12 protein-coding genes and 1 pseudogene are annotated in these 13,585 nt (G+C 53.8%); 10 read left to right on the top strand and 3 right to left on the bottom strand.

Annotated elements, in window-relative coordinates:
• Nucleotides 1-89: 89 nt before the first annotated feature.
• From BBD41_RS12465 to BBD41_RS12445, 5 genes and pseudogenes are all read left to right on the top strand, one after another.
• Nucleotides 90-1,415 carry an extracellular solute-binding protein gene (locus BBD41_RS12465; RefSeq protein ID WP_099477775.1) on the top strand — a complete coding sequence of 442 codons (1,326 nt, stop codon included), beginning with the start codon at nt 90-92 and terminating at the stop codon, nt 1,413-1,415.
• Nucleotides 1,416-1,465: 50 nt separating this feature from the next.
• Complete coding sequence (locus BBD41_RS12460) at nt 1,466-2,341, top strand: carbohydrate ABC transporter permease (protein WP_077570219.1); 876 nt, start codon at nt 1,466-1,468, stop codon at nt 2,339-2,341.
• An 18-nt stretch (nt 2,342-2,359) separates the two neighbouring features.
• Nucleotides 2,360-3,229 carry a carbohydrate ABC transporter permease gene (locus BBD41_RS12455; RefSeq protein WP_099477774.1) on the top strand — a complete coding sequence of 290 codons (870 nt, stop codon included), beginning with the start codon at nt 2,360-2,362 and terminating at the stop codon, nt 3,227-3,229.
• A gap of 320 nt (nt 3,230-3,549) precedes the next feature.
• A pseudogene (locus BBD41_RS12450) lies at nt 3,550-4,606 on the top strand (bifunctional transcriptional activator/DNA repair enzyme AdaA).
• 144 nt (nt 4,607-4,750) lie between these two features.
• Nucleotides 4,751-5,620 carry an arylamine N-acetyltransferase gene (locus BBD41_RS12445; RefSeq protein ID WP_157929294.1) on the top strand — a complete coding sequence of 290 codons (870 nt, stop codon included), beginning with the start codon at nt 4,751-4,753 and terminating at the stop codon, nt 5,618-5,620.
• 100 nt (nt 5,621-5,720) lie between these two features.
• Here BBD41_RS12445 and BBD41_RS12440 read toward each other — a convergent pair whose 3' ends face one another.
• Complete coding sequence (locus BBD41_RS12440) at nt 5,721-6,539, bottom strand: helix-turn-helix domain-containing protein (RefSeq protein WP_077570212.1); 819 nt, start codon at nt 6,537-6,539, stop codon at nt 5,721-5,723.
• Nucleotides 6,540-6,681: 142 nt separating this feature from the next.
• Here BBD41_RS12440 and BBD41_RS12435 point away from each other — a divergent pair, with 142 nt between their 5' ends.
• Both BBD41_RS12435 and BBD41_RS12430 read left to right on the top strand, forming a co-directional pair.
• Nucleotides 6,682-7,455, top strand: coding sequence for a sugar phosphate isomerase/epimerase family protein (locus BBD41_RS12435; RefSeq protein WP_099477773.1), 774 nt, complete (start codon nt 6,682-6,684; stop codon nt 7,453-7,455).
• 35 nt (nt 7,456-7,490) lie between these two features.
• Nucleotides 7,491-8,510 (top strand): Gfo/Idh/MocA family protein, encoded by a 1,020-nt coding sequence (locus tag BBD41_RS12430; protein ID WP_007130651.1) that lies wholly within the window; start codon nt 7,491-7,493, stop codon nt 8,508-8,510.
• A 65-nt stretch (nt 8,511-8,575) separates the two neighbouring features.
• Here BBD41_RS12430 and BBD41_RS12425 read toward each other — a convergent pair whose 3' ends face one another.
• On the bottom strand, nt 8,576-9,865 hold the full coding sequence (locus BBD41_RS12425; RefSeq protein ID WP_099477772.1) for a Gfo/Idh/MocA family oxidoreductase: 1,290 nt from the start codon (nt 9,863-9,865) through the stop codon (nt 8,576-8,578).
• A 128-nt stretch (nt 9,866-9,993) separates the two neighbouring features.
• Between BBD41_RS12425 and BBD41_RS12420 the strand changes: the two genes are divergently transcribed.
• From BBD41_RS12420 to BBD41_RS12410, 3 genes are all read left to right on the top strand, one after another.
• Nucleotides 9,994-10,854: an AraC family transcriptional regulator gene (locus BBD41_RS12420; protein ID WP_099477771.1), complete on the top strand. Its 861-nt coding sequence runs from the start codon at nt 9,994-9,996 to the stop codon at nt 10,852-10,854.
• A 235-nt stretch (nt 10,855-11,089) separates the two neighbouring features.
• Entirely contained in the window at nt 11,090-12,211 is a 1,122-nt protein-coding gene (locus tag BBD41_RS12415; protein ID WP_099477770.1) for a DUF4261 domain-containing protein, read from the top strand.
• 309 nt (nt 12,212-12,520) lie between these two features.
• Nucleotides 12,521-13,102: a hypothetical protein gene (locus BBD41_RS12410; protein WP_099477769.1), complete on the top strand. Its 582-nt coding sequence runs from the start codon at nt 12,521-12,523 to the stop codon at nt 13,100-13,102.
• Here the strand turns inward: BBD41_RS12410 and BBD41_RS12405 are convergent.
• Complete coding sequence (locus tag BBD41_RS12405) at nt 13,062-13,568, bottom strand: hypothetical protein (RefSeq protein ID WP_099480596.1); 507 nt, start codon at nt 13,566-13,568, stop codon at nt 13,062-13,064. The genes BBD41_RS12410 and BBD41_RS12405 overlap by 41 nt on opposite strands.
• Nucleotides 13,569-13,585 lie beyond the last annotated feature (17 nt).

Raw genomic sequence — 13,585 nt, 5'->3', positions numbered from 1 at the left:
CCCTGTGTAAGCGCTATATCCTCTTTTATACTGAAGACGATCATCAAGAGATTAACCCATCCGAACGATTATAAAAGGGGGATTTAACTATGAGACCAGGAAGAAAAATAGGTCTAGTGCTGCTGGCAATGTCTCTGCTTCTGGCCGCTTGCGGCGGCGGAAAGAGCAGTGAGAAGGCCGGCGAGAGCGCAAACGGCTCCGAGAAGGTAAAGCTGACGATCTGGCACAACTTTGCCGGTGACGATCTGCGGGCGAAGGCCGTTCGCAGCTATATCGATCAGTTCGCGCAGGATCACCCGGAGGTTACGCTGGATGCGCAGGCAATCCCGCCGGACGGCTACCGCCAGCGCTTGAGCACGGTGGCTGCCGCCAATGAAATGCCGGACGTATTCTTCGTTTATGCCGGAAGCCAATCATCCGAGCTGCATCAAGCGAAGCTGCTCCAGCCGATCACGGAAGTGCTGGATGCGCATCCGGATTGGAAAGAGAAGTTCCTCCCTGGCGCATTCGATCCGTTCGAATTTGAAGAAGGCCAGATTTATTCCGCTCCGCTCGGAATGTCGGCAACCTCCATTCTGTATTACAACAAGGCGCTCTTTGACAAGCACAACGTGAAGGTGCCGACGACGTGGGATGAAATGATGACCGCGATCAAGACGTTCAACGATAACGGAATTACGCCGATTGCACTTGGCAACAAGGCGCCGTGGGTAGCCCAGTCGACGATTCTCGGATCGCTTGCCGACCGGGTAACCGGTACGGAGTGGTTCAAGAATGCCGCTGCCCAGCAGGGAGCGAAATTCACCGATCCGGAATTCATCGAGGCGCTTGGGTATTTCAAGCAGCTCGTGGATAACAAGGCGTTCCAAGAGGGCGCGAACAGCATTGATAACACGCAGGCCGAGCAGTACTTCATTCAAGGCAATGCAGCCATGATGATCAGCGGTGCGTGGACCTTGACGAATCTTGCGGCATCTTCCACGGAAGAGCAAATGAAGGACATTGAAGTTACCACATTGCCGGCGATTCCAGGCGGCAAAGGTGAAGCTAATACCATTTCCGGCGGTGCCGGCGGCGGACTTGCGCTCAGCAGCAGAACCGAAGGCAAAGCGAAGGAGCTTGCGCTGGAGCTGATCTACACCGTGAGCGGACCGGAAGCCCAGAAATCCATCGCCGAGAGCAACTCCATGGTTATGTATGATGCCGAGATCGACCAATCCAAGGTTACTTCCCTGTACTACAAGGCGTATAACCTTGTGAAATCGACGGGAATCACGCCGGTATACGATGCTTATCTATCTGCAGAAGCAGCTGAAGTCATCAACAACGGCCTGCAAGAAATTATGATGGGCGGCTCCGTTGAAGATGTGGCTAAGAAGCTGCAGGATGCGCAAGCCAGATCCGCTACTCCGTAAATTACAGCCCTGAACATGCTAAAGGATAAGGATAGGAGGAGGAGGCTGCCATGCCTACAGCGATGAGAAGCAAAGGATTTATAGCCATAGCGCTTCTTCCTGCGCTTCTGTTGTTTCTGATATTTGTCATCATCCCGGTGTTCTGGTCGGCCTATTACGGATTTTTCAGCTGGAAAGGGTTTGGTGAAGCCACGTTTATCGGACTTGATAATTATAAAGAGATGTTCAAGGATCCGATCTTCTGGCGGGCACTTCGCAACAACCTGATCCTGGTGGTGTCCTCGATCATCGGTCAGGTGCCGATCGCGTTGGTTCTGGCGATCGTCTTGTTCAAAAATTCGTTCTTCAGCCGGTTCATCCGTTCGGCCGTGTTTATGCCGATGGTTCTCTCGACGGTGGTTGTCGGCCTCATCTGGGGGTACATCTATCATCCGCAGTTCGGAATCGCGAACCATGTGCTGGAGATGCTTGGATTGGAATCGTGGACCCGGGCCTGGTTGTCCGATCCGAAGGTGAATATGCTGGCGATCTCGATTCCGATCAACTGGGCCAACGTCGGGCCATACCTGGTCATCTTTATCGCAGCGCTGCAGAACATCTCCCCGGAGATTCATGACGCGGCCAAAATCGACGGATCCTCGGGCTGGAACAAGCTGAAAAACATTACGCTGCCAATGATCTGGAGCACGGTCGTCGTTACCATCGTGCTTTGTATCTCGGGAAGCCTGAAGGCGTTCGACCATGTTATCGTCATGACAGGCGGCGGACCGGCGCAATCGACGGAGCTGCTTGCCACCTACATGTACAACAGCACGTTCAGCGTCTATCGTTACGGTTACGGCTCGGCCGTATCCACCATGATCATGATTGTCAGCGCGATCCTGATCGCCATCAACTATTTTGCAACGCGCAGAAAGTCAAGTTAACAGGAAGGAGCGAGCGACATGAACTTACAGACAACCGGAACCGGAATCGCTTCGGGCAAGAGAACCATCATGAAGGGATTATCCGGGTTCGTCAAACTGCTGCTGCTTGGTTACGCCATTCTTACGCTCTACCCCCTGTACTGGCTTTTTACGAGCGCGTTTAAATCCAATCAGGATTTCTTCACCAATCCTTACGGCCTGCCGAAGGAATGGATGTCAGAGAACATATTCCGGGCGTGGGAGCTTGGAAATATGGGCCGCGCGATGCTGAATTCGACCGTGGTGACCATTATATCCGTCGCCCTGACGATTCTGCTCAGCGTACTTGCTGCCTATGTGCTGTCCAGATTCCAGTTCCCGTTCAAAAAGGCCGTCGTGGTTCTGTTCACGACAGGCCTGCTAATCCCGATTCACAGTACGCTTGTTCCGCTGTTCATAATGATGAAGAACATCGGCCTGCTCGATACGTACGGGGCGCTCATTCTTCCCTATACGGCGTTCGAGCTGCCGATCGCGATCTTCCTGTCGATGGCGTATATGTCGTCGATTCCAAGGGAGATCGAGGAAGCGGCCATGATCGATGGCAGCGGCTGGTGGGGAATCTTCGGCAGAATGATTCTTCCGCTCTGTATGCCGATCGTGGCCACCATTTCGATACTGGCGTTCCTGCGGTTCTGGAATGACTTCTCCTTCGCGCTCGTCTTTATCAACACCCAGGCGCTAAAGACGCTGCCGCTCAGCCTGTCGCTTTTCTCTGACGGCTTCGGTACGGATTATGCACTGACGATGGGCGCTATGGCCATCGCGGTCATCCCGACCATTGTCGCTTACCTGATCCTGCAAGAGCAGATCATGAAGGGCATGGTGGCCGGATCGATTAAAGGTTAAGCCAGCTGCAAGGGAGAGCATGCTCTACCGCGCAGCGGGGAAAGCAACCGATTTGTTTGACAAGTTCCATTTCATAAGCAGCTTGAAGCCCTCTACCGATTGATCGGAAGAGGGTTTTTTGTCGATACCGGTAGATTCAACGTCTGATGATTTTTTAAAAATTCATGCTCGATTTTCGGCGATGTCATGCTCGCAAAAGAAATATAATGAGAACACAATGACAGGTGCAGTTGCCCAGGATTACACCAAAGCAAAGCAGCTCATAACATGAACCGCTGTCGCACATGGTTTGCGAACATAGGATACGGGAGGAATTTTGCATGATATCAGCCTCGAATCAACAGGAATATTACCAGGCGCTGCTGGAGAAGAAGTCGGAATACGAGGGCGTCTTCTACGTAGGCGTCAAGACAACCGGCGTATTCTGCCGTCCGACATGCCCGGCAAGGAAACCTAAGATCGAGAATTGAGTTTTTCGGAACGGCTGAAGAAGCGCTGCTTGCTTCCTTCAGGCCTTGCAAACGATGCCGGCCGCTTTCGCATCCCAATCAGGTGTCCGATCTGGTGCGGCTGCTTGTAGACGCGGTGGAGGCGAACCCTGAGAAAAGATGGACCAACCGGGATTTTCAGGAGCTGTCGGTGGATGCCTCAACGGCAAGACGCCAATTCAAAAAGCGGTTCGGGATGACTTTTGTCGAGTATGCAAGGGCCAGGCGGATGGGGCTTGCCTTGAAGCAGATCCGGGAGGGACATGCCGTCATCGATGCCCAGCTCACGGCCGGTTACGAATCCAGCAGCGGCTTTCGGGATGCCTTTTCCCGGATTATGGGCGCAGCGCCTACCCGGTCCGGCCAGCACCGCATGTTAAGAGCTTCCTGGCTGGACACGCGTCTTGGGCCGATGATCGGGATTGCGGACGAGGAAGCGTTATATTTGCTTGAATTCGTCGATCGCAGGGGGCTGGAGCGCGAGGTTGAACGCCTTCGGCGGAGAACGAATGCGGCAATCATTCCAGGCTGCACGGCTCCCCTCCGTTCGATTGAGCGCGAATTGGGCGAGTATTTTGACGGGAAATTAGAGGCGTTTAAAACCCCCTTGCGCCTTTTGGGATCGCCCTTTCAACAAGAGGTCTGGAATCGGTTATTACAAATTCCTGCCGGCCAAACGTCATCGTATGGTGAAATCGCGGCAACGATGGGAAGGCCGACCGCTTACCGAGCTGTTGCCCAGGCGAATGGAGCGAATCAGCTCGCGATTGTCATACCCTGTCACCGCGTGATCAATGCGAATGGTGAATTAGGCGGTTACGGCGGGGGATTGTCCCGCAAGCAGTGGCTGTTAAATCATGAGAGAGCGATGAGTGACGGAGCTGAGTGATCAGACTTTAGTCGTAAGGGAAGTCTTGCTTTGCTAAGACTTTTTTGGTATCCGTTTTTTAGACGTTTGCATGACGCTTTTCAATGGAGGGTTCTTAAAATAAAGAATATACCTTGCAAAATTGGAGAGAGGAGACGGATCATCGTGATCAATCAAGAACGATTGCCTCAATGGGCCGCCAATTATCTGCAATATATTCAAGTTCCTTTAAGGGAGCCTTCACATGCGTATTTAACTGAAATCTGTACGGCGCATCTTAACCGGATTCCATTTGAGAATATCAGCACCCTGCTCCGGTTCCGCGAGTATCATCAACAAGGCCGGCTTGAGCAAGACGCGGAGAGATTCGTAAACCAGCTGCTGCAGTTCAATATGGGGGGAACCTGCTACATGATCAACAGCAGCCTTCATCGGCTGTTGACCGAGCTTGGCTTTCGCAGTCGCTATGCCTTACTCGGAGGGACTCATGTCGGTTTGCTTGTTCAGCTTCCTCATGAAGAGGAAGAGGTGTATGTGGATTGCGGCAATGCGGCACCATTCTTTCAGCCGGTTCGTTTGATGAGCGAGCCTGATTACGTGTCAGCGTATGCCGGTATTGAAGTAAGGCTTCGTCCTGCCGATGAACCGGGTACCTATACGTATCATCGGTATGTGGACGGTAAGCTGCTCACGGATCTCTTGTGGACCTTCGATCCGAGAAAAACCTATCAATTTGACGATTTCCAGCCTGCCATACAGCAATATTTCAAGCCGAATGATTTGTTTACTTCGTCTTTGCGCTGCCAGCTTTGGCAGCTGGATCAGCAGCGCTCGTTGTCCCTGGTCAACCATGTATTGAGCATCCGGGATCGCGATGGAACGGTCGAGAAGCGGATATTGTCGGATCTAGGGGAATTACGTGAAGTCATCGATCAAGAATTTAAACTCCCTAAGCTGCCGGTAGAAGAGGCGGTAAACGTTCTCCGGCAGCTGGGAGTGGATATATGGAAGGACAATGCAACCTCGTTTTCATAGAAGGCAAATCCCATAGGCCGCCGCCAGTTGGTTGAGGAATTCTCGTAGGCTGCTGCAAGTGGGTTGAAGAATGCTTATAAGCTTACGTTGAATAATACACTCAAGTGAGGCGTTCGGGACTCGCCGGGACGGTGGCGGCTTCCCGGAATTTTACCGGCGACATGCCGTAGTTGGCGCGAAAGACGCGGTGAAAGTAAGAATAGCTGGCGAACCCGGACGTTTCGGCGATTTCCTCCAGCGTCATCGTGCTGTATTTGATCCGCTCAACGGCGGCGTTGAGGCGGATTTCCAAAGCATATTGAATCATCGTCTTGCCGTAGTACTCCTTGAACAGCTTGACCGCCCGCGACAGGCTTAGGCCGACATGCTTTGCCGCATCCTCCAGCTTAAAGGTAACCGTGGCATGTTCCTCTACAAACCGCTTCAGCCGGAGGGCAGTAAAGGCGAGGCGGTCGGCCGGCTTCGTCTCGGTAATGGCGCGATCCAGGCTGAGGCACAGCCCGCGCAGCAGGTAGCCTGTCATCTCGTCGTTCTCCCCGTCCATTCCGCGCCGTTTCTCCAAGAGCAGATGTCTCCATAGTCCGAGCAGATGATCATCCAGCCCGATCCGGCTGACGACCGGGCGCTGCATGCGGCCCCACCACGCATCGATCCATGCCCCATCGCAAAATATGAAATAATCCCCGCTGGACACGCGGCCTTCCCCGCCGCCGTCCTTGACACGCAGTTCGTACTCGTCGCCGGGCTTCAGCAGCAGCAGATCTCCCCCCTGCACATGGTGGACGATTCCGTTGCAGTACACCTCACAGGATCCTTCCGTCTGAAGACGAAACAAATAGTTACTCAAGCCGCCCCGATGGCTGTTGCTGAATTGCTGGAAGTGGTACGAATAGTCGCAGATCAGCAGTCTTGCATCCATGATGGCCAAAACCTCCAGTGAAAAATATAAGCAGATAGTTCATGTTGCAGCCATATTGTTTATGTTCATTTTAGCCCATTTCCTTGTATGATAGTAGCAGATTGAGCATTAACCCAAATTTTGAATCGAGGTGCGCCAAATCATGAGAAGAATGAATATCGGTTTGCAAATGTACACGCTGCGCGACGAGACGGCACAGGATTTCCGCGGTACGCTCCGCAAGGTGGCGGAATTGGGTTATGAAGGTGTTGAATTTGCAGGCTATGGAGACATTCCCGCCGAAGAAATGAAAACGCTTCTCCAAGAGCTCGGGCTGAAAGCGATCGGCAGCCACGTCGGCCTGCATCTGCTTCGCGAGGATCTGCAGAAGGAGATCGATTACCTGAAGACGATCGGCGCGAAATACATGATGTGTCCATACGTCGCTCCGGAGGACCGCGAGAATGCCGAGGATTGGAAGGAGCTGTTCGCGTTCCTGGAAGAGGTAGGGGCGGAAGCCCGCAAGCAGGGTCTCATCTTCGGTTATCATAACCATGCATTTGAATTTGAAGATAAAGTGGATGGAGCTTTCGTATTTGATGCCATGTATGCGGCAACCTCTCCTGAAGCTGTGCAAGTGGAAATGGACGTATGCTGGGTACAATTTGCCGGGCAGGACCCGCTTGCCTATATTCCGAAATATGCCGGCCGTCTGCCGCTTCTCCATCTGAAGGACTTCAGCAAGGATGAAGAGGGCAACATGAAGACGCTGGAGCTTAGCCAAGGCGACGTGAACTTGCCGGGCGTCATTCAAGCTGCATCCGACGCAGGCACGGAATGGCTGATCGTTGAGCAGGACGTATGCCAGAATCCGCCGCTCCAAAGCGTGGAGAACAGCATGAACTGGCTGAAGCAGAACTATCTGAACCAATTTTAATTCGAACCCGAGAACGAGGAAAAGGAGAATTGTTCATGAGCAAAATTAGAGTAGCTGTATTCGGCTGCGGCGCGATCGCCCAGCGCAGACATATTCCTGAGTATGCCAACAATGAGAACGTGGAGCTGGTAGCTTTCGCCGACCCGGTGAAGGAGCGTGCCGAAGAAATGGCGGCCCAGTACGGCGGCACGGCGTACACGGACTACCAGGAGCTGCTGAAGAATGAAAAGCTGGATGCCGTCAGCGTATGTACGCCAAACTATCTGCATGCGCCAATGACGATTGCGGCAGCTAACGCCGGCCTGCATGTGCTGGTCGAGAAGCCGATGGCTTCCAATGCCGAAGAAGGGGAGCAGATGATCGAGGCTGCCCGAAAGAACGGCGTTTACCTGATGGTCGGACACAACCAGCGCTTGATGCCTCCGCATGTGAAGGCGAAGGAAATTCTGGACTCCGGCAAGCTTGGCAAAGTGCTGACTTTCCGTACATCCTTCGGCCATGGCGGTCCGGAGGGATGGAGCTTGGACGGACGCGACAGCTGGTTCTTCCGCAAGGAGGAAGCGGTTATGGGCGCCATGGGCGACCTCGGCGTGCACAAATCCGACTTCATTCGTTACTTGCTGAACGATGAAATCGTGGAAGTTGCCGGCTTCATCGGTACGGTTCATAAAGAAGGCACCGACGTGGACGACAATGCCACTTGTATCGTGCGCATGAAGAGCGGGGCCGTAGGCACCTTGATGGCGAGCTGGACGCATTACCGGGCCGGCGACAACGGCACCGTGCTCTGGTGCGAGAAGGGCGCCATGAAGATCGGTACGGTTCATGGCGACGAAGTGATCGTTGAGCTGACCGACGGCACGGTTGAGACATATAAAGTCGGTGCGATGGCAACGAACGAGAAGCAGGTGCCGAGCGGCGTTATCGACGAGTTCGTGGAGTGCATCCTGACCAATACGCCTCCGCGGATTTCCGGCGAAGAAGGTCTCCGTTCGCTCAACGTAATTCTGGGCGCGTTCGAATCCCAGGCTACCGGCAAAATCGTGAAGCTGTAATAAGAACATAGAAAAAGGCCGGTCTTAGGATCCTAGATCCATAAGACCGGCCTTTTTGTGCGCTCCTAGAAGCGGACCAGGCTATGAATATGAACCGGCATACCAGTTGCGATGGCGCGGTTGGCTGCAATTCCCGTGAGGATCGATCGGGCCCCATCGATATGATTGGCGGCGCGGTGGAATGGATCCTCCACGGCCTCACCGAACAGATCGTTCAGCAGAACCGGGTCGCCGCCGCCGTGGCCGCCTGCCTTTTCTTCAACCTCAACTTCATACGGAGCCCCGAAAATCGGAAGGACGCGCAGGCTTTTACCTTTCAACGCGCCTTCCAGCTTCTTATCGCCTCCCGAGTTGACGTAGGACTGCTCGATGACCGACATCTCGATCCGGCCCTTGGTCCCATTGATGGCAAGGCGGTATCCCTCCCATGGCTGGTAGGCGACCAAGGAATAGGTCAGGATGGCTTTGTTGCGGTAGCGGACGAGAACGCCCATCGTATCCTCGATATTAATGCCGTCCCCGAACACGCTCTGATCCCGCTGGTAGCCGTCCTCTTGCTCCGCATCCAAATACATCGCCTTCAGATGGTCATTGGAATCCAAATGGAGCGCGAAGGGATCGTCCTTGGCGACCGGATTTCCGGTCGCCCGGTTGTAGAACTGCGTTACCCCGCGGGCTTCCGCATTCTCCCTTCCATAATACATGAGATCGCCAAAAGCGAACACGGTTTCCGGCTGAGAGCCGATCCAGAAATTGACCAGATCAAAATGATGGGTGGATTTATGAACGAGAAGCCCGCCGCTATTGCGCTTATCCCGGTGCCAGCGGCGGAAATAGTCCGCGCCGTGGCGCGTATTGAGCAGCCACTCGAAGTGGACCGATGTCACCTGGCCGATGGTGTCGTTCATGATCAGCTCCCGCACTTTGGTATGATGGGGCGCATAGCGATAGTTGAAGGTGACCCGGATGTTTCGACCCGTCCTTTTGGCGGCATCCAGAATGGCTTGGCATTTCTCTTCATCGACGGTCATGGGCTTCTCCGTTACGACGTCGCAGCCGAGCTCCATGGCGCGGATAATGTACTTGTGATGCGTCCGGTCAATGCTTGTCACGATGACGTAGTCCGGCTTCTCCGTTTCGATCATCCGGTCGAATTGATCGGCGCCGTAGGTTGGCACCTCGGGGTGATTATATTTCTCGCGAAGCAGCCGGTTGGCATAGTTCATGCGGGTATGGTTGATATCGCAAAAGGCCGCAAGCTCGGATTGATCGCGGAAATGCTCGGCCAGCGCACCGTAGAAAAATTCGGCCCGGCCGCCGGTTCCGACCAGGACATAGCGTTTTTTGCTGCTCATCTTAAATCGCCTCCTTGAATATAGCTCAAGCCTATAACAAGGGAACACTTCTTTCTCCGCATTTTATGCGTAATCGCTTTCAAACCCCGCATATTTTGCTATAATTCAGAACAAGAGGGGGCGAGCGCATGGTGAGACCGTTCAAGGCGGAGTACCGCGATCCGGGCGGATACCTGGATATTGAATATGATCGCCGGATCGGGTATTTCTCGATGGCGACCGATCATCTTCATGACCATTACGAGCTGTATTATCTCTTGTCCGGGGAGCGTATTTACTTTATTAAGGACCGCTCGTACAGAGTGATGGCGGGGGACCTCGTATTCGTCGACCGGAATGCGGTGCATAAGACGCTGGACAGCGGCCGGCCCGACCACGACCGGGTCGTCCTGTATATAAGTCCAGGCTTATTCGGCGATTTATCGGTTTCGCCCGAGCTCGAGGAGAGCCTGCTGGAGCCCTTCCGCTGGGAGGTTCCCCTGCTGCGGCTTCCAACCGCCGAAGGAGAAGCGATCCGGCGCATCGTGGACGAGATGGTGGGCGAGATGATCCGCCCTCAAGCGGGGAGCGGCCAGCTGCTGCGACATCGCGCTTTGGAGCTGCTGCTCCAAGTTTACCGGGGCCGGCATCTGGGCCAGGTCCGCCCGGCGGACACCGAGCCGGCTCTTCATCCGAAAGCCCAGGCGATCGTGCAGTATTTGAACCGGCACTACCAAAGCCCCGTCACCTTGACCGGTGTCGCCGAAGACTTCCGGATCAGCCCGTATTACCTCAGCCGGTTGTTTAAACAGATGACAGGCTTTACCTTCAGCGATTACGTGAATCTGCTGCGGATCAAAGAAGCACAGCGTCTGCTGCGCGAATCCGGCGATTCCGTAACGGATGTCGCCTTGCATGCCGGATTCGGCAATTTCTCGCATTTCGGGAAAGTGTTCAAGCGGACCGTCGGCATGTCGCCAAGGGAATATCGTCGGCAGTACAGGCCGTAGGGATGAGGGTACCGAGAGCGTGATTGGTTTGGTTGCTTAAGAGGTAGCTGGGCGAGTACAGTGAGTGGCGTTTTGACATGGTCGTATGAGTTGAGGATATATGTAGTGGCAGCGACTGCCTCAGAGCCTCCAGGAGTGTAATGTGGCTGGGCATCTGCCGTTCTGTTGCTGAACCTGCTGGGCGCTGGTAGAATATAACAGATGCAATCTTAGATGATATTAAGGAGAGGAATCCATGACAGCTCAACAGCAAGCAGCCACGGAATCAATGATCGAATGGCTGGCCCATGAACAGGAGCTCGGCCACAAGCCCAGCAGAATCGAAATAGCCGGAGAATTTGATCTCCATGATATGCATTACTACATATTTAAATACAAGAAGTCCATGCTCGGCAAATGGCTGCTAGGCGTCTGCGGCGGCTACGAAAGCTCCTCCGACACCGATCACTGCGGACATGTGTTCAGCGAGATGCAGCCCTACAACCCCGACACAGCAGAGCAGGAAGCCATAGCCATGGTCGAAATGATCCGGGAATATTGGATGAAGCAGGCGGCAGCCTATGAACAAGAAACCGCAGAGGACAGCACGGCCGAGCAAGATGCATCCGGATCCGGCATCTTTAACGGGTTTGTTCTGTTGAACTCCCCGGAGTGTGACCTGGAACAGATCAAGGCCAATCTCCTGCATGATTGGAATATTTCCTGGTCCCCCGAAGAGGAGGGTGAATCCAGCAAGGAGAAGGACGGGATTTTGGTTTTTGAGGCAGAGGGCTGTATGGCGGCGGTCAGCTTCGTGGAAGCTCCGGTTCCGGATGGAGAGGCCGAGTATTACGCGCAAGGGAACTATTTGTGGCCCGAGGCGGCTGCGGTTACCCAGACCCATGTTGCGCAGCTGATCGTGGCGGTATTTTCACGCACGGGTTCCCCGCTGGACAGCGGGAAAATGTATGCCAAAGTGGCGGCAAGCTGTTTGAAGCTGCCGAATGCGGTTGGGCTTTATTCATCCGGAACGGTATTTCAGCCCGAAATTTTCGTCGATATGGCTGAGCTGATGAAGCAGGATTTATTTCCTCTGTTAAATCTGGTTCACTTCGGTTTGGTCGGATCGGAATCGGGCGTGAGCGGATATACCTATGGGCTGAGAGCTTTAGGTAAGGACGAAATTGAGGTGCTGGACAGTCAGGTGACTGCCGCCAAGCTCCGCGAATTTCTGATGGATATTTCCTTATATGTTGTTGAGCAGGACGTCACGTTAAGGGCCGGGGAAACCATTGGATTTTCGGCTGAGCATAAGCTGCCCATTACCCGCTCCGAAGGCGTGTATGTTCATGGTGACACGCTTAAAATCCAGTACTGATTCAAGGGTGTTAGCCGGGTTCCTCGCTCGCCGCGAGGATCCGCAGCTTTGCCAAGCTGCAGCAAAGAGTCTTTACCGCTTGGCGCGGTAAAGGCTTTTTTTTCTATAAATGACATGCTGCCAAACACGGATCCAATTGGATTAAACCTTCGAAATATAACTTAGTAAAGCACAGCTGGCCACCTAGTAAAAGTGGATTTTTGGTTATAGCATGTAACCTTGCCTTTCGTTTCGGAGTCTATAAGATATGAGCTAAATGTAGAAGGCCTTATTGAACGGGATCGCAAAGAGCGAAAGAGGTGCATGATTTTGAGAGGCTTGAAGATGCTTACGCTGATATGGATTTCTCTATTCGCATTGGCAGGATGCTTCGGGACGGAGCCGAGGGAGCCTGATCCGAAGCAAACCGTAGAGCAGGCTCAGGTTGGTAACCCGATGGACTCATCCGCAGCCGGGAAAGCCACTGGGGTACGGTTTACCCTTGAGCATGTAGAAGAAGCGTTGAAGGGGCAAGGGATCGACCTCCGCTCCAAGCATCTCAGCTCGGATTGGGTGCTAAGTGGCGTGCAAGCCATGATGTATGCGCTGGATGAGAACCAGCCGGAAGACTCAGGTATCGAGGAGCGAATCTCGGTGTACATTTTTGATACGGAAGAAGAACGCATCCAAGGCCAGGCTGATTTTCATAAGCAGACGGAGAAGTATAATATGCAGGTCCCGAATGTACATGAGCTTGCGAACGTCCTGATTCTTTACTGGCACCGGGAAAGCTTGGACGAGGCGGCCAATGCGAAATGGGAACAGGACATTAAGAGTGCCCTCAGCCTTCTGTCCGTTGTCAACAAACAGGCTATTCTTGAAAAAACCGCCCCATCGAGATGTCCCTCTTGAAGGTCAGCCCCAAGTATCGATATTTCAGCTCGACTTCCCGGATCGGCTCATCGTGCAATAAGCGTATCCCATAATTCAACGGGATGCGGGGGCTTTGGCCCAGCGCGGCCCGCTTGTCTTCCAGAGAGGGGTCAGGATGGAGGGGCATGTCTCCTAGCCCGACGAATGCGATATCGGGATTGCCCTCCAGATTGGAGCCGCCGACGAGGTGCAGCGAGTAACTCACGCCAAGCTCCGCCTTAACTGGCCGCTGCCCGCCGTTAACGAGCACGTCCAGCAGCTGCACGTCCGCCATCCCTTCGTTCACCGCCTCGAAGATGATCGTATGCTCTTGGTCGACCGTCGTAAAGAAATTCGTTTTAATCGGTGTGGGGCGAAGATACAGGAGATAGAACAAGGCGGCCGCCAGGAGCAGCCCCGCGGCAAGAAACAGAGTCCGCCGTGTTCGTTTCGTGGTTGGTTTCATTTTGGAATAAGCCCTGC

This window comes from Paenibacillus ihbetae (assembly GCF_002741055.1).
GTDB classification, from domain to species: Bacteria; Bacillota; Bacilli; order Paenibacillales; family Paenibacillaceae; genus Paenibacillus_AQ; species Paenibacillus_AQ ihbetae.
The sequence above is the reverse complement of the archived record's forward strand: the minus strand, read 5'-3'. Positions and strand labels throughout refer to the sequence as shown.

What these genes read in the sequence shown, in the direction of transcription:
- BBD41_RS12425 (WP_099477772.1), bottom strand. Translation starts at nt 9,865, where the DNA reads ATGAGCAGCAAAAAACGCTATGTCCTGGTCGGAACCGGCGGCCGGGCC.
- BBD41_RS12420 (WP_099477771.1), top strand. Translation starts at nt 9,994, where the DNA reads ATGGTGAGACCGTTCAAGGCGGAGTACCGCGATCCGGGCGGATACCTG.
- BBD41_RS12440 (WP_077570212.1), bottom strand. Translation starts at nt 6,539, where the DNA reads ATGGATGCAAGACTGCTGATCTGCGACTATTCGTACCACTTCCAGCAA.
- BBD41_RS12415 (WP_099477770.1), top strand. Translation starts at nt 11,090, where the DNA reads ATGACAGCTCAACAGCAAGCAGCCACGGAATCAATGATCGAATGGCTG.
- BBD41_RS12430 (WP_007130651.1), top strand. Translation starts at nt 7,491, where the DNA reads ATGAGCAAAATTAGAGTAGCTGTATTCGGCTGCGGCGCGATCGCCCAG.
- BBD41_RS12435 (WP_099477773.1), top strand. Translation starts at nt 6,682, where the DNA reads ATGAGAAGAATGAATATCGGTTTGCAAATGTACACGCTGCGCGACGAG.
- BBD41_RS12405 (WP_099480596.1), bottom strand. Translation starts at nt 13,568, where the DNA reads ATGAAACCAACCACGAAACGAACACGGCGGACTCTGTTTCTTGCCGCG.
- BBD41_RS12455 (WP_099477774.1), top strand. Translation starts at nt 2,360, where the DNA reads ATGAACTTACAGACAACCGGAACCGGAATCGCTTCGGGCAAGAGAACC.
- BBD41_RS12460 (WP_077570219.1), top strand. Translation starts at nt 1,466, where the DNA reads ATGCCTACAGCGATGAGAAGCAAAGGATTTATAGCCATAGCGCTTCTT.
- BBD41_RS12465 (WP_099477775.1), top strand. Translation starts at nt 90, where the DNA reads ATGAGACCAGGAAGAAAAATAGGTCTAGTGCTGCTGGCAATGTCTCTG.